The 22,190-nt window shown below is 72.7% G+C and carries 18 protein-coding genes and 1 tRNA gene; 11 read left to right on the top strand and 8 right to left on the bottom strand.

Annotated elements, in window-relative coordinates; translation table 11 throughout:
* Positions 1–193 precede the first annotated feature (193 nt).
* From ACFXDJ_RS26430 to ACFXDJ_RS26445, 4 genes are all read left to right on the top strand, one after another.
* Positions 194–658, top strand: a complete 465-nt coding sequence (locus ACFXDJ_RS26430) for a hypothetical protein (RefSeq protein WP_384653121.1) — start codon at positions 194–196, stop codon at positions 656–658.
* Positions 659–749: 91 nt separating this feature from the next.
* Positions 750–1,961 (top strand): DNA polymerase III subunit delta', encoded by a 1,212-nt coding sequence (locus ACFXDJ_RS26435; RefSeq protein WP_384653123.1) that lies wholly within the window; start codon positions 750–752, stop codon positions 1,959–1,961.
* Positions 1,962–2,171: 210 nt separating this feature from the next.
* Entirely contained in the window at positions 2,172–3,737 is a 1,566-nt protein-coding gene (locus tag ACFXDJ_RS26440; RefSeq protein ID WP_384653124.1) for an alpha/beta hydrolase, read from the top strand.
* 105 nt (positions 3,738–3,842) lie between these two features.
* A tRNA-Thr gene (locus ACFXDJ_RS26445) sits at positions 3,843–3,916 on the top strand.
* A 156-nt stretch (positions 3,917–4,072) separates the two neighbouring features.
* On the opposite strand, the gene ACFXDJ_RS26450 is transcribed toward ACFXDJ_RS26445, so the two are convergent.
* Positions 4,073–4,243 (bottom strand): hypothetical protein, encoded by a 171-nt coding sequence (locus tag ACFXDJ_RS26450; RefSeq protein WP_384653126.1) that lies wholly within the window; start codon positions 4,241–4,243, stop codon positions 4,073–4,075.
* 177 nt (positions 4,244–4,420) lie between these two features.
* Between ACFXDJ_RS26450 and ACFXDJ_RS26455 the strand changes: the two genes are divergently transcribed.
* Complete coding sequence (locus tag ACFXDJ_RS26455; RefSeq protein ID WP_384653128.1) at positions 4,421–6,013, top strand: NaeI family type II restriction endonuclease; 1,593 nt, start codon at positions 4,421–4,423, stop codon at positions 6,011–6,013.
* 45 nt (positions 6,014–6,058) lie between these two features.
* On the opposite strand, the gene ACFXDJ_RS26460 is transcribed toward ACFXDJ_RS26455, so the two are convergent.
* The 5 genes from ACFXDJ_RS26460 to ACFXDJ_RS26480 form a co-directional block, all read right to left on the bottom strand.
* Positions 6,059–8,197, bottom strand: a complete 2,139-nt coding sequence (locus ACFXDJ_RS26460) for a protein kinase (protein WP_384653130.1) — start codon at positions 8,195–8,197, stop codon at positions 6,059–6,061.
* A 22-nt stretch (positions 8,198–8,219) separates the two neighbouring features.
* Positions 8,220–10,451: a PQQ-binding-like beta-propeller repeat protein gene (locus ACFXDJ_RS26465; protein WP_384653132.1), complete on the bottom strand. Its 2,232-nt coding sequence runs from the start codon at positions 10,449–10,451 to the stop codon at positions 8,220–8,222.
* Positions 10,452–10,457: 6 nt separating this feature from the next.
* A complete protein-coding gene (locus ACFXDJ_RS26470; RefSeq protein WP_384653134.1) occupies positions 10,458–11,402 on the bottom strand; it encodes a serine/threonine protein kinase in 945 nt (314 codons plus the stop codon).
* Positions 11,403–11,645: 243 nt separating this feature from the next.
* Complete coding sequence (locus tag ACFXDJ_RS26475) at positions 11,646–11,885, bottom strand: hypothetical protein (RefSeq protein ID WP_384653135.1); 240 nt, start codon at positions 11,883–11,885, stop codon at positions 11,646–11,648.
* A gap of 7 nt (positions 11,886–11,892) precedes the next feature.
* Entirely contained in the window at positions 11,893–12,357 is a 465-nt protein-coding gene (locus ACFXDJ_RS26480) for a hypothetical protein (protein WP_384653137.1), read from the bottom strand.
* A gap of 370 nt (positions 12,358–12,727) precedes the next feature.
* Between ACFXDJ_RS26480 and ACFXDJ_RS26485 the strand changes: the two genes are divergently transcribed.
* The 4 genes from ACFXDJ_RS26485 (at position 12,728) to ACFXDJ_RS26500 (ending at position 16,405) form a co-directional block, all read left to right on the top strand.
* Positions 12,728–13,897 carry a serine hydrolase domain-containing protein gene (locus ACFXDJ_RS26485; RefSeq protein ID WP_384653159.1) on the top strand — a complete coding sequence of 390 codons (1,170 nt, stop codon included), beginning with the start codon at positions 12,728–12,730 and terminating at the stop codon, positions 13,895–13,897.
* 83 nt (positions 13,898–13,980) lie between these two features.
* Positions 13,981–14,481: a GNAT family N-acetyltransferase gene (locus ACFXDJ_RS26490; protein ID WP_384653138.1), complete on the top strand. Its 501-nt coding sequence runs from the start codon at positions 13,981–13,983 to the stop codon at positions 14,479–14,481.
* 56 nt (positions 14,482–14,537) lie between these two features.
* Complete coding sequence (locus tag ACFXDJ_RS26495) at positions 14,538–15,053, top strand: SigE family RNA polymerase sigma factor (RefSeq protein WP_384653140.1); 516 nt, start codon at positions 14,538–14,540, stop codon at positions 15,051–15,053.
* Between the two features lie 65 nt (positions 15,054–15,118).
* The gene (locus ACFXDJ_RS26500) at positions 15,119–16,405 is read left to right on the top strand and encodes a hypothetical protein (protein ID WP_384653142.1); all 1,287 of its coding nucleotides are present in this window, start codon (positions 15,119–15,121) and stop codon (positions 16,403–16,405) included.
* A 72-nt stretch (positions 16,406–16,477) separates the two neighbouring features.
* Here ACFXDJ_RS26500 and ACFXDJ_RS26505 read toward each other — a convergent pair whose 3' ends face one another.
* Positions 16,478–18,163, bottom strand: coding sequence for a bifunctional 3'-5' exonuclease/DNA polymerase (locus tag ACFXDJ_RS26505; RefSeq protein ID WP_384653144.1), 1,686 nt, complete (start codon positions 18,161–18,163; stop codon positions 16,478–16,480).
* 303 nt (positions 18,164–18,466) lie between these two features.
* Here ACFXDJ_RS26505 and ACFXDJ_RS26510 point away from each other — a divergent pair, with 303 nt between their 5' ends.
* The gene (locus tag ACFXDJ_RS26510; protein ID WP_384653146.1) at positions 18,467–19,639 is read left to right on the top strand and encodes a DUF2786 domain-containing protein; all 1,173 of its coding nucleotides are present in this window, start codon (positions 18,467–18,469) and stop codon (positions 19,637–19,639) included.
* 44 nt (positions 19,640–19,683) lie between these two features.
* On the opposite strand, the gene tatA is transcribed toward ACFXDJ_RS26510, so the two are convergent.
* On the bottom strand, positions 19,684–19,950 hold the full coding sequence (tatA, locus tag ACFXDJ_RS26515) for a Sec-independent protein translocase subunit TatA (protein WP_384653148.1): 267 nt from the start codon (positions 19,948–19,950) through the stop codon (positions 19,684–19,686).
* Between the two features lie 124 nt (positions 19,951–20,074).
* Between tatA and ACFXDJ_RS26520 the strand changes: the two genes are divergently transcribed.
* Positions 20,075–22,120 carry an FUSC family protein gene (locus ACFXDJ_RS26520; RefSeq protein ID WP_384653161.1) on the top strand — a complete coding sequence of 682 codons (2,046 nt, stop codon included), beginning with the start codon at positions 20,075–20,077 and terminating at the stop codon, positions 22,118–22,120.
* Positions 22,121–22,190 lie beyond the last annotated feature (70 nt).

Genomic DNA, 22,190 nt, shown 5'->3' on the forward strand with positions numbered 1-22,190 from the left:
GCGCGGAGTCTAGGTGCGCGCCGCGCCCGGCCGCGCGGGGCGCTTTGTGGGCGCGCGGCCCCCCCCCCCCCCCGCCCCCGCGGGGGGGGGGGGGCCGCCCCCCGCAGCTGCCGCGCCCGTCGCGCCTCCGGCCCCGGCCCCGGCTGCGCCTGTGGCCCCGGCGGCCCCCGCTGCGCCCGCTCCGAAGGTGGGCATGCGCAAGGAACCGCACCCGGACGAGGCCCTGACGGTCGAGACCCCGGTGGTGAAGCGGGTCGTGCAGCCGGACGACGTCACCCAGACGGTCCCGGTCCCGAAGATCGACCCGGCCGCGGAGACCTCGGTGCTGCCGCCGGTCCGCGCGACGGGCCCGGCGGACGAGACGGCCGTACTGCCCCCGGTCCGCCCGACCCGGACCGCGCACTCCGCGTCCAGGCCCACGGCCCAGCGCCCCGCGGAGAACCCGGCCGACCGGGTGCCGCCGGGGATCTTCCGGGACGCGGGCAACGACGCCACCCGCGAGCTGCCCCTGCTCGGCGAGGACGGGCGGCCGCGCCGGCCGCGCTCGGACTGGGCGGAGGAGACCCCGCTGGACGATCTGCCCACGCTGGCGGACGAGCTGCTGGGCCCGCGCCGGGACGACGAGGACGAGGAAGGCCACGGTCCGCGCCGCCGCTGACGGCAGGTGCTGGCGGGGATTGTCAGTGGGGGGCGCCACACTGGGTGAGCGGTAGGCACGGACGGTAGTCGAGGGAAGGGTGGTGGGCGGGATGCCCGTATGGGACGACCTGGTGGGACAGGAGCGGGTCCAGACACAGCTGGCCGCCGCCGCCCGCGACGCCGACGGCCTGGTCACCGCCATCGAGGCGGGGACGGAGCCGCCCGCCTCCTCGAAGATGACGCACGCCTGGCTGTTCACCGGACCGCCCGGCTCCGGTCGGTCCACCGCCGCCCGCGCCTTCGCGGCCGCGCTCCAGTGCACCAGCCCGGACCGGGCCCTCGGCGGCGAGCCGGGCTGCGGTTTCTGCGACGGCTGCCACACCACCGTGATCGGTACGCACGCCGATGTGGAGATCGTCCGCACCGATCAGCTGTCCATCGGCGTGAAGGACACGCGGGCCCTGGTCCGCAGGGCGCAGCTCTCCCCGGCCGTCGGGCGCTGGCAGGTCATCGTCCTGGAGGACGCCGACCGGCTCACGGAAGGCGCGGGCAACGTCCTGCTCAAGGCCGTGGAAGAGCCCGCGCCGCGCACCGTGTGGCTGCTGTGCGCGCCTTCGCTGGAGGACGTGCTGCCCACCATCCGCTCCCGCTGCCGGCACCTGACCCTGCGCACCCCGCCGGTGTCCGCCGTCGCCGAGGTGCTGGTGCGGCGCGACGGCATCGAGCCGGGCGTCGCGCAGGCCGCGGCCCGCGCGACCCAGGGCCACATCGGCCGGGCCCGTCGGCTCGCCACCGACGAGGCGGCCCGCGCCCGGCGGGCCACCGTGCTGAAACTGCCGATGCGCGTCGATGACGTGGGCGGCTGCCTCAAGGCCGCGCAAGAGCTGGTGGACGCCGCCGCCGAGGACGCCAAGCAGGTCGCGGAAGGGGTGGACACCAAGGAGACCGAGGAGCTGAAATCGGCTCTCGGTGCCGGAGCCGGTACGAGCGGGCGGATGCCGCGCGGCACGGCGGGTGTGATGAAGGAGCTCGAAGACCGGCAGAAGCGCCGCCGCACCCGTACCCAGCGCGACAGCCTCGACCTGGCCCTCACCGACCTCACCGGCTTCTACCGCGACGTGCTGGCCCTGCAGCTCGGCTCCTCGCTGGCCATCGCGAACGAGGAGATACGGCAGGACCTGGACCGGATCGCCCGGGAGTCGGGCCCCGAGCGCACCCTGCGGCGCATCGAGGCGATCATCGCGTGCCGGCAGGCGCTGGACCGCAATGTGGCCCCGCTGCTCGCGGTCGAGGCGATGACCATGTCCCTCCGCGCCGGCTAGGTCGCCTCTGGCCGGCCGGCCGGGATCTCCGACTCGGAACTCGGCACGGCGCCAACTCCGGTTGGCGGATTCACCCGTTCGAGCGGTCCGGACGGCGCCCGCGGGACGCCGCCCGTCCGTGCGGGGCGCCGGGCCGCGCCCGGGCGGCCGTCCGCCGCCCGGCGTGGGGTCCGCGGCCCCGGGTACGCCCGCAGGCCGTAGGCTCCGAGGATGGACACCAGTCGCCTGCTGCGCACCACAGGGACCGTGATCGCCGCCGCGGGGCTGCTGCTCTCCGGATGCACCTCGGGCGGTTCGGGGGGACCGAAGGCCGCCGCGTCCTCCCGCGGGGATTCCGCAGCCCCGTCGGCCGCGTCCGCGACCCCGGCCGGGCTGAGCTCGTACTACGAGCAGAAGCTGAGCTGGCGCGACTGCGGTGTCCCCGGCTTCGACTGCACCACCATGAAGGCCCCGCTGGACTACGAGCACCCCGAGTCCGGCGACGTCGACATCTCGGTGGCCCGGCACAAGGCCACCGGCCCCGGCAAGCGGCTCGGCTCGCTGCTGGTCAACCCGGGCGGTCCGGGCGGCTCCGGCATCGGTTACCTCCAGGCCTACGCGGGCATCGGGTACCCGGCGCAGGTCCGCGCCGCCTACGACATGGTCTCCTTCGACCCGCGCGGCGTGGACCGCAGCAGCCCCGTGGAATGCCTGACCGGCCCGGCCATGGACAAGTACACGCAGGTGGACCAGACGCCGGACGACGCGGCGGAGCGCGCCCTGCTCGTGGCCTCATTCAAGGAGTTCGCGGCCGCCTGCCAGGCCCGCTCGCAGCGGATCCTGCCGCACGTCTCGACCGTGGACGTCGCCCGGGACATGGACGTACTGCGCGCGGCGCTGGGCGACGAGAAGCTGAACTACGTCGGGGCCTCGTACGGCACCTTCCTCGGGGCCACGTACGCGGACCTCTACCCGAGCCGCGCCGGCCGGCTGGTCCTGGACGGGGCTATGGACCCCTCCCGCCCCGCGCTCGAACTGAACCGGGACCAGACCGAGGGCTTCGAGACCGCCTTCCGCGCCTTCGCCGCGGACTGCGCGAAGCAGTCCGACTGCCCGCTCGGCCAGGGCAGCCCGGACGCGGTGGCGCAGCGCCTGAAGGAGTTCTTCCGCAAGGTCGACGCCCAGCCGGTCCCCACCACCGACCGGGCCCGCCCCACACTCGGCGAGGCCCTGGCCACGACCGGTGTGATCGCGGCCCTCTACGACGAGAACGCCTGGCCGCAGCTGCGCGAGGCCCTGACGGCCGCGATGAACGGCGACGGCAACGGCCTCCTCGCGCTCGCCGACAGCTACTACGAGCGCGAGCCGGACGGCAAGTACGCCAACCTCATGTCCGCGAACGCCGCGGTGAACTGCCTGGACCAGCCCCCGGCCTTCGACGGCCCCGAGGCGGTCGACAAGGCCCTGCCCTCCTTCGAGAAGGCCTCCCCGGTCTTCGGCGCGGGCCTCGCCTGGGCCTCGCTGAACTGCACGTACTGGCCGGTCAAGGCCACCGGCACGGCCCACGCCCTGAACGCGAAGGGCGCCCCGCCGATCGTGGTGGTCGGCACCACCCGCGACCCGGCGACCCCGTACAAGTGGGCCCAGGCCCTGGCCGGCCAGCTCGACTCGGGCGTCCTGCTCACGTACGACGGAGACGGCCACACCGCGTACGGCCGCGGCAGCGACTGCATCGACTCGGCGATCAACCGCTACCTCCTGGAGGGCACCCCTCCGAAGTCCGGCAAGAAGTGCTGACCCGCCCCCCGGACGCCGGTTCGGGGCACCCCGTTTAACCCTGTAGACTTGGCGCCGCTGCTGATGAGAGCCTCCTTCCAAGGAAATTCTTGTCTTCCCAGCGGTGCCGCCTTAGCTCAGCTGGCCAGAGCAACGCACTCGTAATGCGTAGGTCTCGGGTTCGAATCCCGAAGGCGGCTCTGTAGAACCCCCAGGACTCACTCGCCGTGACCTGGGGGTTTTGCTATTTCCGGGGTCGATCGGCGTATGCGGCGGCCGCAGCCGGATCGGCGGGAGTCGGTCCCGGAGGCGGGGTCGCCGTGGTGCCGGCATCCGAAAGGGTGCTCGTCGAACGCTCATGCCGGGCCGTCGCCGCTGCTTCCTGATCGCCACGTCGAGTACAGCAGACCCAACGCGGCGGCCAGACTCACGATTTGATCGGGTTGCACGTCGAGCGCGATCAACACGAGGCCTGTGATCAGGATGGAGACGAACGCGAGCAGATCGGAGAGGCGCTGTTGGGGCATGGTTCCTTCCGGGGCGGGCTGTTTGAGGCGAGGAGCGCTCGACGAAGGGCGATGCCCCGAGACCGTGCGAACTCCGGTGGATCACCAGCTTGCGCCCGTCGCGGTCGAGTGCCCCCTTTGATCTTTTGTCTGGAGCGATCAAATGGCAGAGTGGGACGATCAAAGGGGGTGGTGGCCGTGGGATCAGAGAAGGTGAGGCGCAAGGGCCGGCGCTGGGCAGAGGTTGAGGACCTCGATCCTGAACTCGCGAGCCTCATCGAGCTCCTTCGCGGCCTGACCAGTCGGGCGGAAGGCGGACTGCGAGGGCTGAGTTCGCGGCTGAAGCCAGAGCACCTCGACGGCCTCACACCGCCGAGCTACAGCACCCTGTCCCTGCGTCTGCGCGGCGAGAGCCTGCTGAACGATCCGAAGCTGATCTTCGCGATCATCACGGTGTGCGCCCAACCAGAGGAAGCGGAGCCCTTGAAGGAGGAGGCGAAACGCCTCCTCGAAGGCGCGCGGTCGCGTTCGGCCGAGCAGAAGCGCGTCGTGGCGGGCGCGAAGCCGGTCTCCGGCGCCGAGCCGTCTTCACGGGACGTGGAGTTGACAGCCGCCTTGCAGCACACCGTTGAGCTTCAGAAGGAGCTGGCCGAGGCACACCGCACGATGGCAGAGCTTCAGCGATCCCTCGCTTGGGCTCACGGAATCCTGGTCGGATCACTCGCGAACCGGCAGGCGGCAGAGATGTCCGTGCAGCTTCCGAAGGCGGGTGAGCGAACACTCGTGAGTGATCAGCCGGCGGGAACAGACGGTGCTTCGAGTCGGCCGGAGCCCTCGGCCAACACCGAGGAACTGGAGATCCCACCCTCCGGGCCGCAGAAGGTTTCGGGCGCCGACGTGTCCGATGTCGGCTCGGTCCTCGCCGCTCTCCGGGGCCTCGACCCTGACGGCTCCCAGGTCGCCACGGCACTCCGGCAGGCGGTCGACACCGTACTCGCCGGTCCCAGCACGGGCCGGTACAGCTGGCACCAGCTGACCAAGGCCGAGCGCCTTCACCTTGGCACCCAAGCCGAGATCTCCGTGGCAGATGTCCTGAACCTGCGGCAGGGGCCGGGCGAGGGCTACGTCGTCGCCGGCAGGAACATCAACTTTCGGTTTGCCCGCGACCACACGTGGCTGATTCCGCCAGGAAGCATCGGTGAGCTGTTCCTTCTCGTGGCGGCCAACGACGACACGTCCACGTGGAGCGCGGGCGTCGTCCGTGCCGAGCGCCATCTTCTGTCCCGAGGGGGCAACAGGGACGGCAAGCAGGCCCTGTCCGCCGAGGGGAGGGAGGCGGTCCAGTGGTTGTTCCGGAACGCACCCCTGCCCGAGAACACGCTTCTGCACCTTCCGGAGCAGATCGTGACGTCGGTGCTGTCCCACCGCTCGGGCCAGTTGCGTGTCGACGAGCTGTTCCGCACGGTCCAGCGCCAGCCGATCAGTTTCAACGCCGTCGCGACCGTGAGCATGCAGCGAGACTTCATGCACAGAGTCCGCCACTCACGGCTGACCCTGGCGCGCGAGGGGACGGTGATCCTGGGCCACTACTCCCGTCACGCGGACCTGGCGCAGCGGCTGGGCCTCCCCACACCCGGCCGCAGGGAATTGATCAGCGCTCGACTGGCACGCCTGGCGCACCACCACGGCGACGCCCCGGCGGTCGAGCTCGACGGCGATCTGTGGACCCTCGCCACCGAGTCCGACGAGACTGCGCCGGCACCTCACCTTCTGACCCTTCCGACGCACTGACTCCGGGGGTCTTCCAGCGGCAGGCGGGACGGGGCGCACGCGGGATCAGAAGACGGGGAGGGCGGTGAGGGAGGGGCCGTCCAGGAGGAGGACGCGGTTGGCGTCGGCCGTGATCCAGTAGCGGGCGGGGTTCTTGATGATGCGGAACACCCACGGCGGGCGGTTCTCGGGGGAGAGGTCGACGACGTTGATGCCGCCCTCGGTGGCGTTGACGGCGACCGACCAGAGGCCGCTTCCCTGGACGACGAGCGGGCTGGGCGGGTCGCATTCGAGGAGGTTTTCGAAGGCCCAGTCGGTTCCCTTGCCGTTCCGGAGGTCGTAGCGGAGGGGGAACTTCTGCGCGGTCGCGTACACGTGGTTGCCGTGGATGGTCGGAGGGCCCCAGGCGACCGCGGCGGCGTTCGGTGTCGTGCGGTTCTCGGCCGACCAGAGGTCCTTGCCGTCGACGATGTCGAGGGCGGAGAGGTTGTTGCCGGTCAGGCATACGGTGCTTCCCGAGACGGCCAGCTTGGCGCGGCCGTCGTCGGACAGTTTGCGGCGGTCCCATGCCTTGCGGCCGTCGGTGGTGTCGAGGGCGACGACGGACCCGTCCGCCGCCGTAATGACCAGCCGGCCCTGGGCCGCCAGGCCGCGCGAGGCGGCCTTCGTGCCGAGGTCCGCGTCGACGGGGACGGACCAGCGGATCGCAGCATTGGAGCGGCTGATGCTGCGGACGCGCTTGTCCTTGGTGATCACATAGACGGCTTCGTCGTCCGCGGCGAGGAGGGAAGCGGCCTCGGCGGGAGACGTCCACTTGGGCTCGCCGGTCGAGGCGACGAAGGTCACGAGGGTGCCGTTGCGGTCGATGGCCGCCACCAGCTGGTCGGAGAGGGACAGGTAGCGGTTGGCGGCCACCGCATCCGGCGCCGACCATCGCAGGGTGCCGTCGACGACACTGCGCGCGGCGATGCCGCCGTTCGGGGCTCCGAAGACGACGACGTCCCGTACGGGGAGGGGCGCGGGCGAGTCGTCCGAGAGCGCCGAGGCGACGCTCCAGAGCGGCTCGGGCGCCTTGCCGAGGACGTAGTCGCCCTTCTTCGCGTCCAGGACGCGGGCCTGCGGGGCCTGCGCGGCCGGAGGGATGTCGAAGGGGCCGCTAGCGGCGCGGTCCCCGTTCCGGAACCACCACGCCGTGGCGCCGCCACCCGCCGCGAGCACGGCTCCGCCGACCGCGAGGCCCGTCAGCAGGCCGCGACGTGAGACGGAGTGCGGGGCGGAGTGTGGGGCGGAGTGCGGTGCGGCCGGTGCGGACCTGGGCGGGAGCGTGGTCAGGAGGTGGAGGCTGGTTTCGCGGGTCGTGATGTCCTGGGCGATCGGTCCCTGCCGCCAGGCGTGTTCGGCGCCCCGGGGTGGCGCGGAGGAATGGACGATCTGGTCCGGCACGGGCCGCGTCGCCGGGTCCTTGGCGAGGCACGGGGCGATCAACGCCTGGAGCGCGGGCGGTACGCGGTCCAGGCGCGGCTCGCCGTGGACGACCTCGTACTGCACGCCGGCGACGTGTGAACCCTCGTACGCCGGCTGCCCGCTCGCCGCGTACACCAGGACGGCGCCCAGGGAGAACACGTCGGCCGCCGGGCCTACGCGCCGCCCGAGGACCTGCTCGGGCGCTCCGTAGCCGGGGGTGACCGGGACCTGGCCGGTGGTGGTGAGGGTGAGGCCGTGTTCGGGGCGGGCGATGCCGAAGTCGATGACGCGGGGGCCCGTCGAGGTGAGCACGATGTTGGCGGGCTTCAGGTCCCGGTGGACGAGGCCGGCGGCGTGGATGTCGCGCAGGGCCCGGGCGAGCGCCGCCGCCAGGGCCCGTACCGTCGGTTCGTCGAACGGCCCGTGGGAGCGTACGGCGTCCGCGAGCGTCGGCCCCGTCAGGAACTCGGTGGCGATCCACGGGCGCCCGCCCTCGGTCCGGGCGTCCAGGACGCGGGCCACGGACCCGCTGGTGACGGCCCGGGCCATCTGGGCCTCGCGGACGAACCGCTGCGTGAGGTTCTGGTCATGCGTCAGGTGGGGGTGCAGCACTTTCACGGCCGCGGCGTGCCCCTCGCCGTCCTGGCCGACGTAGACCTTGCCCATGCCTCCCTCGCCGAGCACGGCGAGGACGCGGTACGGGCCCAGTCGGATCGGGTCTCCGGATTCCAGGGGCTTCATGGGTGTGAGGCTTTCTGTGAGCTCAGTCGAGGGGGTACGCGGCGGTGTAATCGTCGCCGAGGGCGATGAGCCGCCTGGCGGAGGTGTGTGCGAAGTACCGCGCCTTGGCGGCCTTGAAGGGACGGGTCACGGCGCCGGTCCGGAGGTCCGCGGCCACCAGTCCGGACGAAGCCCCGCTGTACGCGTACACGTGCGCGATGCCGACCGCGGGCGGGGTGTCGAGGTCCTCGGCCGTGACCGCGCGGCTCTTCTCCGCCCACCGCGGAGTGCCGGTCGTGGCGTCGACCGCGACCATGCCGCGGTTCTCCTCCACCGCGTACACCACGCCGTCCTTGACGGCCGGAGGGCTGAACCGCGCCCCCGCAGCCGCCCCTTCGAAGTGCCAGGCCACCTTGCCGTCGGCGAGAGCGAGCGCGAGGAGTTCGCCCGCCGACGGGTACACGTGCCGGTCGTCCACGGCCACCCGGGCCCGGCTGAGCGCCGGCTGCTTTCCGTCGAGCGGCCGGTCCCACAGCGCTTTGCCCGTCCGTGCGTCGCGCACGACCAGGCGCGGCTCTCCGTCCGCGGACTGCTGGACGAGGACCAGGTACTCGCCCACGGCCCGGGCCGACAGGAAGTGCAGGCGCGTGGACGCGTCCGGCCGGGCGGGGAGCGGGACCTCCCAGAGCTTCTTGCCCGAACGGGTGTCGATGCCCAGCAGGAACCACGTCTGGTCCTTGCCGAAGCCGGTTTTCGTGTGCGGGCCGCGGCCTCCGGCCAGGTAGACGGCATCACCGGTCGCGCAGAGCAGCTGGGTTCCGTAGAGGATCGCCCTCAGGTCCTTGAGTTCGCTGAACGGGGCCCTGAGCTTTCCGGTGGCCGGATCCACGGGGGCGACGCGGAGCGGATCGGTCTCTTCGAGGGTGTAGTCGGCGGCGTAGATCTGCTTGCCGTCGGTGGCGGTCCGGCGCATGAAGTAGACACCGGGGTCCGACCACTTCGCCGTACCCGTCGCGGGATCCAGGCCCTGTACGCCGTTCTCGCCCACGAGGAGCAGCCCGTCGAGGACGAGCGGCGCGGGGGGAACGAGGGGGTCGGCGTAGCTGGTGTTCTGCACCTGCCAGAGGAGGTCCCACGCGGGTTCCTTCGAGGTGGCGGTGCCGGTGCCGGCGGCGGCGGTTGGCTTCGGGGTGGTGGTGTCCTGGCGGCCCAGCCATGCCCAGGCACCGGCTCCGGCCGCTGCCGCACCGAGTACGGAACTTCCCCCGAGGAGCAGGAGTTTGCGGCGGGACAGGGCGGACGGGGTGGGTGGGGTGGTGGACGGGGCGTCGCTCGTGGAGGTTTCGGTGAGGTCGTGTTCCGGTGGGGCCGGGAGGCGGTGTGGCCGGGCCTGCCAGACGTCGCCGGCGCGGCGGGTGATCTCCATGAGCAGGGGTTCGGGGAGGTGCCCGGCGAAGTCACCCTGCGCGGGGTGCAGTTGGGCGGCGAGGTCGGTGGTGGTGGGGCGGTCGGCGGGATCCTTGCTGAGGCAGCGGGTCAGGACCGGGAGCAGGGCCGGGGGGACTCCGGTGAGGTCGGGGTCGGCGTAGCGGACGCGGTAGATGAGGTCGGCGTGCTGTCCGGTGCCGAAGGGGCCGTGGCCGGAGGCGGCGTAGGTGAGGACCCCGGCGAGTGCGAAGACGTCGCCCGCGGGGGTGTGTTCCTGGCCCGTCGCCTGCTCGGGGGACATGAAGGCGGGCGTGCCCGCGGCGGTACCGGTGCGGGTGAGGCGGTCGTCGCCGAGGGCGCGGGCGATGCCGAAGTCGATGACCTTGGGACCGTCGGCCGTGAGCATGATGTTGGAGGGCTTGAGGTCGCGGTGGACCACGTCCGAGGCGTGGAGCTGGGTCAGAGCCGCACAGAGCAGGGCTCCGAGTGCGCGCACCGCGGGCTCGGGGAGCGGTCCCGCGAGGGAGACGGCGTCGTCGAGGGGCGGGCCGAGGACGTACTCGGTGGCCAGCCAGGGGGTTTCGGCGAGCGGGTCGGCGTCGAAGACCCGGGCGCCGTGGACGGGGCCGATGACGCGGGCCGCGTCGACCTCTAGGCGGAAGCGCGTGCGTATGACGGGGTCGGTGGCGATGCGGGCGTGCATCGTCTTCAGCGCCGCCGTGCGGCCCGTGGCCGAGCGGGCGAGGTAGACGGTGCCCATGCCGCCGCTGCCCAGGCGGGCGATGAGGCGGTAGGCACCGAGCCGGTACGGGTCGTCGTGGGTGAGCGGAGCGAGCGGGGTGGGCATCAGCCGTCAGTCCAGGGAGGCGGAAGCGGAGGCGGGAGCGGGAGCGGAAGCGGGGAGTTCGGCCGCGAGGACCTGCGCCGACTGGCGCGCGAGTGCGGTGACCAGGGGCGCGGGCAGGGGGAAGGGGGCGGCGGCCGTGTCCAGGACGGTGGCCGGATGCTGCTCCGTGCGGTGTGCGGCCGGCTCCAGATGGGTGAGGAGCTGGTGCGCCTGCGGACGCCTCTCGGGGTCGCGGGAGAGGCAGGCCGTGATCAATTCGCGGAGCGAGGAGGGGAGTTCTTCGCGTTCGGGGACGGTGTGGCCGGTCGCCGCGTAGGCGAGTGCCGCCCCCAGGGCGTACACGTCGCCCGGCGGGCGCGGATGTCCGCCGGCCGCCTGTTCCGGGGCGAGGCTGCCGGAGTCGAGGCCCGGCAGGCCGCTGCGCTGCTCGCCGTCCGGGGCCGCGGCCCGTACCGCCCCGAAGCAGCTCAGGCGGGGGCCATCGGTGGTGAGCAGTACGGCGGCGGGGGACAGGCCCGCGTGCGTCACGCCGTGGGCGTGGGCGGTGGCCAGCGTCCGGGCGAGGGCCGCGCCCAGGGCACGTACGAACGGCTCGGGCAGCGGACCGCCGTGGGCCCGCAGGGCGGCGGGGAGCGGGAGGGCGGGGACGTACGGCGCGGTGCACCAGGGGAGGCCCGCCGTGCCGCCGACCTCCTCGACCGGCAGGAATCCCGGAATCGAGAGCCGACGGGCACCCTCCGCCTCGACCGCCCAGCGGGTCGGGTCGACGTCGATGCGCGGGAGGCAGGCGAGGAACGTACGGTCACCGTCGGCGCTGCGGGAGACGAAGCGGCGCGCGGGAACGGCCTGTTCGGGCTCGGACCCGGACCCGGATTCGAACTCGGCGTCGAGTCGGGCCAGGGTGATGTGGGGCCCGATCCGTGGGGGGTCGTCAGGGCGCAGCCGTTCCATGCGCGTTCTCCCCGGTCTGTGATGAGCCGGGACCACCCTACTCAAGCCCCCGCGGGGAGTCGGAGGGAGGTGCCGCGGGCCGGGGCTATGTGGGTAGGGGTCGGCCAGCGGCGCGGGCCACGGCTACGCCGTGATCGGCTCAACTCCGGGCGGCGGCATCACGGGAGCAGTCGCACGTGTGGTGGGTGCCAGGTGCGCTTGACCACGGCTTCCGCGGCCTCGCGGGTGAGGTTCTCCGGGAGGTCAGCGGCTCTGTCTGAGAGCGGTGTGCTTCCGCTTCATGTGGGACTGCCATGCCCAGCGGGCGAGGGCACCGACGGCGAGGGAGGCGATGATCGCGCCCCAGTCGATGACGTGGGGGAGGCCCGGGAAGAAGGAGAAGAAGGCGAAGGACGCGGCGGTGCCGACGAGGAAGGCGGCGATGCCGGCGCGGCGGCGTTTGGCTTCCCAGGCGGGGTCTTCGTGGGTGGGCTGGGTGGTCATGTGCGGCTCACTTCGTGATGTGGTGGCACTGGCTGACCCGGCGCACGCCGTTGATGTTGAGATGCGCGCACGCTTTGCCGTAGCGGGGCAGTGTCTGGGGTGCGTTGTCGCGCATCGGGTGGATCTCGCACTCGGTGTGCGTCTTGCCACGGGAGGTGCGGTAGGTCTTGTTGTCGGTGTCCGCGTAGGTGAAGTCGATGCGCCAGTTGCAGAAGCCCGCGTTGAGCGCTCCGACGAAACCGCAGTCCACGCCGGCGTTCTGGTAGGTGATCTTCTTGCCGTCGCCACGGATGATGTGGGTGAACATGCAGCCCGTCGGAACCGTCATGGTGATACCGCCGACTTGGTAGTCGAAGCCGGCTACGGGCGTTGAGCCGATCGCTCCGGCGTGAGCCTCGGCGGGAGGTAAGACGGCCAGCGCGGCCGTGGCGGCGAGAGTGGCAATGATCCTGGCTGTGGAGAGCTTGCCCATCGATGTCCCCTTCTGGCGGAGTGTGTCTGCCGATCGGAACTCCTTGTGTCGGCTTGGGGTTCCGCTCCGAGCGGTAGTCCACTACGAAGAGTGATCAGCAGATTGGCATGCTGACTACCCGTAACCGCCGCCCGGGATTGACAAGCGTCGGCTTTTGCAGGAGGCCGGCCGGGGAGCGGTGGGGCATGGGGGCTCGGGGCCTGGTGCCTGGCGGGCTCGTCAGAGCGCGGGCCGCCACCCGCCGTGGTGGGGAGGCTGGGGCGCGGACGGGGCTCCGGTCGCTGGGTTGTGGGGGTGGGATTACGTTGAATGGGTGAGTAGGAATCGGTTGCGCAGGGCGGCGGTGGGAGTGGCCGCGGTGGGGCTCCTGATGGTGCCCGTGGGGGCCGGTGTCGGGTACGCGTGGGACGCGCCCGCACCCCCGGTGGCCGCGGAGTCGGCCGCCTCCGACGAGTTTCCGCAGCTCACCCCCGAGGTGGCGCGCAAACTCGACGCTGTCGTCCGCGAGGTCATGGCGGAGACCAAGGTGCCCGGGGTGCAGGTGTCGCTGTCGGCGCCGGGCAAGGGCGAGTACGTACGGGCCTTCGGGGTCGCCGACAAGGCGACCGGGCAGCCGATGACCGACAGCATGTTCATCCGGATCGGCAGCGAGACCAAGACCTTCACCGTGACGGCTCTGCTGAAGCTGGTCGACGACGGGAAGATCGGGCTGGACGACCCCATCGGGAAGTACATCGCCGGGGTGCCGAACGGCGACCGGATCACGCTGCGCGAGCTGGCCGGGATGCGGAGCGGGCTGTTCAACTACTCCGCCGACGAAGGGTTCTACAAGGCCCTGACCAGCAATCCGCGCAAGCCGTTCACCCCGCAGGAACTGCTCGCGTACGCCTTCAAGCACCCGGTGCTGTTCGAGCCCAACGCGAAGTTCTACTACTGCAACACCAACCTGATCCTCCTCGGCCTCGTCGTGGAGAAGATCAGCGGGCGGTCGCTGGCCGACTACATCACCAAGGAAGTCCTCGAACCCGCCAAGCTGAAGCACACCCTCTTCCCGGTCGGTGCCGAGTTCCCGAGCCCGCACTCCCAGGGCTACACGGACCAGACGGCCACCGGGAAGGTCGAGGACGCGGCCGACTGGAACCCCTCCTGGGGCTGGGCCGCCGGGGCGATGATCTCCGACCTCTCCGACCTGCGGACGTGGGCCAGGGTGCTGGCCACGGGTGAGCTGCTGACCCCGGCCACCCAGGCCCAGCGGCTCAAGGTCATTCCGGCCCTCCCGGACGCCGGCTACGGCCTCGGCATCTTCAAGGTCGCCGGCTGGGTCGGGCACAACGGTTCGCTGCCCGGCTACGGCTCGCTGACCGTGTACCTGCCGGAGTCCAAGGCCACCATGGTCGTGCTGCTCAACACGGACATCAACTACGAGGGCTCCGAGCCGAGCACCGTGTTCGGCGAGGCGATCACCAAGGCGATCACCCCGCACCACGTCTTCACGCTGCCCGCCCAGCCCGTCACCGGGAAGACCACCGGCAAGAGCTGAGCATTGGCAGGGCCGCCGCTCCCCGACCCGTCCCCTCCGCGCACAATGGCTCCGGCGCGTGGGAGTGGACTAGGGAGAGCGATATGAACGGTCGGTCGGCACAGCGCGTGGTCCTGCGGGAGGCGGGCGGGGCGGATCTGGACGTCGCGGCCGGGCTGTTCCGCGACTATCTCGACTTCTACGAGGTGGAGGTCGAGGACCCGGACCGCCCGCGCGCCTTCCTCGCCGAGCGGCTCGCGCGCGGAGACTCCTTCGTCCTGCTCGCCGAGGTCCCGGGCACGGGAACGGTCGGCTTCACCCAGGTCTACCCGATGCACTCCTCGCTCTCCATGCGGACGGCGTGGCTGCTGAGCGACCTGTACGTGGCCCCGTCCGGCCGCCGTACGGGCGCGGGCCGCGCGCTGCTGCGCGAGGTGCTGCGCCGGGCGCGGGAGGCCGGGGTGGCGGGCGTACAGCTGGAGACGGCGTACGACAACCACATCGCGCAGGGGCTGTACGAGGCGGAGGGGTTCGTCCGCGAGGAGTTCCACCTCTACTTCCACGACCTCTCCGAGGCCTCGCCGAAGTCGTCCCAGGAGAGTTGAAACATTCTCCCGTTCCCGCCGCGTCAATGAGGTGAGACGGGCGTGAGGGGGAGCGGATGCGGCAGGGTCGCAGAGATGGGTTCCGTGAGTTCGCGGAGGGCAGATCTGCGCATTTGTACCGGTCCGCCTGCTTGTTGACGAGCGGTGACACCCACCTCGCGGAGGATCTCGTACAGGAGACCCTGGGGCGGATGTACCTCCTCTGGGGGCGGATCAACCGGATCGACAACCCCGCCGCCTACGCTCAAACCGTGCTGGTACGGGCCTTCCTGACGCACCAGCGCCGCCGCTCCTCGGGGGAGCGCCCGGTCGGGGAATTCCCCGAACCGGGCGTAGCGGCGGGGGGCGGCGGGGATCCGGCGCTGCGGCTGACCCTGCTGCAGGCGCTGGGCGGGCTGCCGCCGAAGGACCGGGTGGTCCTGGTGCTGCGGTACTGGGAGGACCGCAGCGTGGAGGAGACCGCCGACGCGATGAACGTCAGCACGGCGGCTGTCCGTACCCGCAGTTCGCGGGCGTTGGGCCGGCTCAGGGAACAACTGGGCGGCTCTATCGCGGAGTTCGCGGAGTTCTGATCCCGCCCCTCCTTTCCTTGAAACCCTCACCCCATGACACCCTTGGACGGAAGGTTTGATTCCGCATGTCCTTTGAAGACGAGCTCGGTGAAGCCCTCCGGCGGACAGGGGACGGTTTCACGGCAGACGGCCTCGACCTCGTCGGCGCCGGGGAACGGCGCGGCCGGCGGCTGGTGGTCCGACGCCGGGCCGCCGTGGTCGGCGGCTCGGCCCTCGCCCTGGTGGTGATCGGCGCGGCCGGCGCCTATACGGACGGGCTGTTCGGTGCGGGCGGCTCGGGCTCCGACGGGCCGGTGAACGTGGCCGCGGCCCCGTCGCCCCCCGCCTCGCCGTCGTCCGGGCGGGCGGGGGACAAGACGGGGGGCCAGGCGGGGAAGGCCCGTACCGGCAGCGGAGCCGTCTCCGCCACGCAGCTGATCGAGGTGTTCAAGCAGCTGCTGCCGGGTGGAAAGGTCACCGGGACCGAGGCGCGGGGCACGGGTGAGGACGCCGGCCCGATGGTGAGCGGGGTCTACGACGACGGCAAGGGTGCGGGCGCCGTCCAGGTCGGGCTCCAGCGTGTGGACCCGCAGGGCCAGTCGTCCGCCGAAATGGTCAAGTGCCCGTCCAAGACCCTTCTGAACTACGACGGTTGCACTTCCGAGAAGCTCGCGGACGGCTCGACGCTCATGCTCTTCCAGGGATACGAGTATCAGGACCGCCGGGTGGACACGAAGAACTGGCGCGCGACGCTGCTCACCCCGCAGGGCTACCTGATCGACGTCCAGGAGTACAACGCGGCGGCCGAGAAGGGCGCGGACACCACCCGGAGCTCGCCGCCGCTGACGCTCGCGCAGCTGAAGGCCTTCACCACCTCTCCGCTGTGGCTGCCCGCGCTGAAGGACCTGCCTGCCGCGTCCCCCGCGCCGTCGTCGCCGGCCGCTCAGGGGCCCACGCCCGCGGACGTGCTGGACTCTCTGCTGCGCGACTACAAGATGCCGGTCCTGAGCAAGGAAATGATCGGCGACGACCTGGGCTACATCGTGCTCGACGACGCCAAGGGCGCCTCCCTGGTCAGCCTCCAGATCCAGCCCGACAGCAAGAACCATCCGCGCATGTGGGCGGACCTGTTCACGGACGCGCAGACGCTCCCGGACGGAACGAAGATCCTCTCCCACAAACGGGGTGGTGAGACCCCGGGGTCCGTCGTGTGGCAGACGGAAGTCCTGCGGACGAACGGCACCCGCGTCATCGTGGCGGCCTTCAACACCAAGGTGGTGCGGGGGGCGCCGACCCGCAAAGAACCCGTGCTGAGCATGAAGCAGTTGGAGGACTTGGCGACGAGCCCCAAGTGGGCCGGGTACGGCTACTAGTGCGGGTGCGGGTGCGGGTGCGGGTGCGGGTGCGGGTGCGGGTGCGGGCGTCCGGCGCGGCTGCGCCGCCCGCTACTTCGCGTCCGCGTAGCACTCGACCACCGCGGTGGTGAACGGGAAGCGGACCGGGGTCTCGCCGAAGGTGATGCGGCCGGCCAGGTCGCCGGCCGCGCGGATCGCCGCGGCCACCGCCTCCGCCTCCTCCTGGGGGCAGTGGACGATGACCTCGTCGTGCTGGAAGAAGACCAGCTCGGCCCGCATCCCGGCCGCCGCGATGGACTGGCGCAGGGCCGCGAGCAGTACCAGCGCCCAGTCCGCGGCGCTGCCCTGCACCACGAAGTTGCGGGTGAAGCGGCCGCGCGCCCGGGCGTCGGTGGAGGCGTAGCTCGGGGTCCAGCGGTCGGGGGCCTCCCCGCTCCCGCCGGTCTCCGCGCCGTCCCCGGGCTCGGCCGGCTCGGCCGCCGGTGGACAGGTACGGCCCAGCCAGGTCCGTACGAGCCGGCCCTCCTCGCCCGCCTTCGCGGCTTCGTCCACGTAGGCCACGGCCCTGGGGAACCGGCGGCGGAGCGCGGCCAGGTTCTTCAGGCCGTCCCCGGAGGTCTGCCCGTAGACCGCGCCGAGCACGGCGATCTTCGCCATGTCGCGGTCGCCGGAGAAGCCCTGGCGGGAAATGGCGGTGTACAGGTCCTCCGGGCGGCCGGCCACCTCCATGAAGGCGGGGTCCCGGGAGATCGCGGCCAGCACCCGTGGTTCCATCTGGTCGGCGTCGGCCACCACCAGCCGCCAGCCGGGGTCGGCGACGACGGCCCGGCGGATCACCTTGGGGATCTGCAGGGCTCCGCCGCCGTTGGTGACCCAGCGGCCGGTGTAGGTGCCGCCGGGGATGAACTCGGGGCGGAAGCGGCCGTCGTGGACCCAGTCCGCGAGCCAGGCCCAGCCGTGGGCGGTGTAGATCCGGTACAGCTTCTTGAATTCGATGAGGGGCGCCACCGCCGGGTGGTCGAGCTCCTGGATCTCCCAGCGGCGGGTGGACTTCAGCTTGATCCCGGCCCCCGCGAAGGCCTTGATGACGTCGGCCGGCAGCTCGGGCCGCACGCGCCGGCCGAACGCCGTGGAGACCGCGTCGGCGAGCTCGGCCAGCCGGCGGGGCTGGCCGCCGCCCGCGTACCGCTCGCCGAGCAGCTCGGTGAGCAGCGCCCGGTGCACGTCGGCCCGCCAGGGCAGGCCCGCGCGGTTCATCTCGGCGGCTACGAGGAAGGCCGCCGACTCCGAGGCGATGAGCAGGCGCATGCGGGCGGGGTGGGCGGTGGCTTCGATCCGTTTCAGCTGGTCGGCGTGGACGGCGATCAGGGCGTCCAGGGGGAGGGGCGCCGGCTGGGGGGTGAAGAGCGAGTCCTGGGTGCCGGGGGCCGCGGCGCGCTGCGGGGGATCGGGCGGTACGGGGGCGTTCGTGAGGCGGGCCCAGGCGGCGGCCGCGGAGCGGGGTTCGCCGAGGCGGCCCTCGTGGGCGAGGAGGAGCAGCTCGGCGTCCTCGATGTCGTGGCAGCGGTCCACGCGGGTGCCTTCGGCGAGGAGCCGGGGGTAGATGGTCGGGGTCGAGGCCCAGACCCATCGGGTGCCGGGGGGTGCGGCGCGGATGGCTTCGGCGGGGTCTTTGGTTTTGATGCGGGCTCCGCCTGCGGTGGGGGTCAGTGGCGTGGCGTGCCACTGGGCGTCGCCGTCTTCGGCTAGGGCCCACCGGGGGATGTGCTCGCTCATGGGTGCGAGTGTCCCATCGGGGGGTGACAGTGCCCTGTGGGCCGCGCGGGGTCGGGGTCGGGCCCTCGGGCCGGGGGTCGGGTGTGCGCGGGTGAGCCGCTGCGCGGGGCTGTCCCCTACCCGCCCTTCCACCGTTCCCCGGGCTCTGCCCGGACCCGTCCTGGGGCTCCGCCCCAGACCNNNNACGCGGGGGGGGGGGGGGGGGGGGGCGGGGGGGGGGGGGGGGGGGGGGGGGGGGGGGGGGGTGGGGGGCGGGGGGGGGGGCCGCCGGGGGGGGGGGGGGGGACATGCCAAGCTGGGGGTGTGAGAGACATCGTCGAGCGGGCCTGTGAGGCTGCGCTGTACACCCAGGAGGACGCCGGGCTGGATGCCGGGGCGTCGATGCTCGTCGCCGAGGGGGAGCGGTGGGCCGGGGTCGGGCAGGCGCTGCTCGCGCGCGGGGAGGGCTACGTACGCCAGGCCTGGGAGCGGGGCTGGCAGCCGGCCGACGTGCTGCGGCTCGTACGGCGGGACCTGGAGCAGACGCACGTGCGCATCTGCGAGGACCTGATCGCCGCCGAGGCGCGGCGCTACGCGCGGCTGCCCGAGCGGTGGACCGAGGCCGGAGTCGAGGCCTGGTGGGGGGAGGACACCGGGTACGGGGAGCGGCTCGTCCAGCGGGAGCGGACCGACCGGTTCACCCTGGCCGGGGCCGTCCTGGAGGTGTTCCGGCTGCTCATCCGCCTGCCGTCCATCGAGCCGGTCGGTCCACTGCCCGGGGACGAGGCCGCGCTGCTGGAGCACGCGCACATAGAACCCCGCATGCTCGGGCGGATCCGGGCCCTGCTCGCGAAGGCCGAGGCCACCACCTTCCCGGAGGAGGCCGAGGCGCTCAGCGCGAAGGCGCAGGAGCTCATGGCCCGGCACACCGTGGACGAGGCGCTGCTCGCGGCTCGGACGGGCACGAAGCAGATTCCCGGCGCCTGCCGGATCGGGGTCGAGGCGCCGTACGAGGAGGCCAAGGCGGTGCTGCTCGACGCGGTGTCGACCGCGAACCGCTGCCGCTCCGTGTGGAACAGCGGCTACGAGTTCTCCACCGTCGTCGGCTTCGAAAGCGACCTGGAGGCGGTGGAGCTGCTCTACACCTCGCTGCTCGTCCAGGGCACCGCGGCCATGACCCGAGCCGAGGCCGGGCAGCGGGCGGGCGGCCGCAAGCGCACCAAGACCTTCCGGCAGTCCTTCCTCCTGGCCTACGCGAGCCGTCTCGGCCAGCGTCTCGCCGAGACGGCCGAGCACACGGCGGCCGAAGCCCCCGACTACCTGCCCGCCCTGGTCGCCCGGGACGTGGCCGTCACCTCGCGCGCCGAGGAGATGTTCCCGCGCACCACCACGACCCGGCTGCGCGGGGCCACCGACCTCGCGGGCTGGGAGGACGGCACGGCTGCCGCCGACCGTGCGCACATGGCGGACGGCAGCCGGCAGTCCCTGCGGAAGTGAGCCCTCGTCGCGGTTACGCGGCGGTCGCGCTCAGCGGTCAGCGGTCAGTGCTCCGTAGTCATGGGCGTGGGCACGTGCACCTGCACGGGCGTGGGTGCCTGGGCGGTGGCCTGTGCGGGCGCGGCCTGAGCGGGCGCCGCGGGCGCCGTCGTGTCCGTCTCCTCGCGCAGGGCCCGGGCCTCCGCCTTCAGGATGCGCGCGGACTTGCCCAGCCCCCGCGCCATCTCGGGCAGCTTCTTCGAGCCGAACAGCATCAGACAGACGATCACGACGATGGCTACGTGCCAAGGTTCCAGGCCGTTCCTGAGCATGCGTGTACCCACCTTCCGGACAACACCGACGGGCCGATGATCGGCGGTATCGGGCGACGGCGCCATAGATCGGGCGATGTCTGAAGAAGACCTGAAGAAGGTCCGGCGGGCTACGCTCGGTGCCATGAGCTGGGTCCGGGCGCTGAAGGACACCGCCCGATCCGGGATGACGGTCGAGCGGACCCGCCTCGAACCCATGATCGCGGTCCGCGCCGCCGCCGGCCTGGCCATCGTCCTCGGCCTGAGCCTCGCACTCCTCGGTCCCGGCGCCGCCGCCAGTTCCGCCTTCGGCGCGTACATGGCCGCCATCGCCACCTTCCAGAAGAGCTGGCGTCCGCGTCCCGTCCTCGCGCTCGCCGCCGGGCTGACGCTGGCCGTCTCCACCTTCGTCGGCTATCTCGTCGGCTCCTCGGACACCCTCGCCTTCATGCTGCTGCTCGCCGTCTGGTGCTTCGCGGCGGGGCTGATGTGGGCGGCCGGGCCGACCGCCGGGATGATCGCCTCCGGCAACGTCGCGATCATGCTGGTCACCGTCACCCTGCCCACCTCCGTACCGCAGGCCGCCGGTCACGCCGGGATGATCGCCGCCGGCGGTGTGGTCCAGGCCCTGCTGATCGTCCTCTTCCCGGTCCGCCGTTGGGGCGCCCAGCGCGACGCCCTCGCCGACGCGCTCGCCGCCGAAGCCGACTACGCGCGCCGGCTGCGCCAGGACCCCGTCGCCTCCTTCGACCCGCAGCCGCTGATGAAGGCGCGGGCCGCCGCGACCGTGACCGCCCGCCAGGCCCGCCGCCGCCCCGCCGAGCTGCACGGGGCGCGGGGGCTCGCGGAGCGGATCCGCCCGGTGCTGGCCTCGCTGGCCGACCCGGCGGTCGGGGCTCCCGCCGAGGGCCCGGCGCGGGACCGGGTACGGGAACTGCTCGCCGCCGCCGGGTCGGTCCTGGACGCCGCCGCGTCCGCGATCCGGCACGGGGACCCCGTAAGGCTGCCTTCGCCGGCCCTCGCCGTGCTCAAGGCGCCCGATACCGCCGACCTGTTGCAGGGCGCCCCGCTGCGGGCCGCGCGGCGCCTCGCCGCCCTGCTGGACGACGTACTCGAAACCGCCGAGCCGCGCTCCGGGCGCACCGCCGACCCCGAGGAGTCGATGCTGCGGCCCACACTGCCGCAGCTCGTGCCGAAGGTGCTGGCCACCGTACGGGCCGAGCTGCGGCCCGGATCGCCGGTCCTGCGGCACGCCGTGCGCGTCACCGCGGTGGCCTGCTCCGGCTTCCTCATCGGCCACGCGCTGCCGCTCGGCCACGCCTACTGGGCCCCGATGGCCTCCGTCATGGTCATGCGGCCCGACTTCACCCAGACCTACACCCGGGCCGTCGCCCGGTTCGGCGGCACCCTGGTCGGGGTGGCGGTGGCGACCGCGGTCGTGCAGCTCGCGCATCCGGGGATGTGGATGTCCGGGCTCCTCGCCGTCATCAGCGCGGGCCTCATGTACACGCTCATGCGCACCGGATACGCCGTGGCGATGGTCTTCGTCTCGGCCTACGTCGTCTTCCTGCTCGGCATGGGCGGCGTCCGCTGGGACCAGACGGTGCCCGACCGGGTCACCCTGACCCTGGTCGGCGGAGTCCTCGCGATGGCCGCCTACGCCGTCTACCCGGCCTGGGAGACCCCGCGGCTGCGGACCCGCCTGGCCGACTGGGTGGCGGCCGACGGGCGGTACGCGGCAGCCGTGCTCGGGCAGTACGCCGACCCGGCCGGGGCCCGCCGCAGCGATGTGCGCGAGGCGCTGCTGGCGGCCCGCGACGCCCGGGTGGCCTGGCAGGACGCGGTGGACCGGGCCGCCGGGGAGCCGGTGCGCCACCGCGGGATCTCGCGCGCGGCGGCCGAGGAGGCGGGCCACGCCCTGGCGGCGCTGGGCCGCCACGCGATGCTCCTGGAAGCGCACTTCCCGGACCGGTCGCAGCCCCCGGACCCGGGAGCCGCCGCCCTGGCCCGGGAGCTGCGCAGGGCGACGGAGGCGGGGGCCAAGGCGGTCCGGGAGCGCAGGGTGCCCGAATGGGAGGGGGTCCGCGCGGTGCTGGCGGGCTGGGACGCCCCGGAGTCGGGGGTGCTGAGGGGTGCGGCGGAGCAGTTGCTGGACTCGCTGGACGAGGTTTCCGAGGCGCTCACCGCTTAGCGGCGCCCGGGGCTCCGCTCGTGCACGTGCATCTGCCCATGCATGCAGTCTTGAACACAGCTATGATCCC

Source organism: Streptomyces sp. NPDC059443 (assembly GCF_042750105.1).
In the GTDB taxonomy this organism is placed as follows: Bacteria; Actinomycetota; Actinomycetes; order Streptomycetales; family Streptomycetaceae; genus Streptomyces.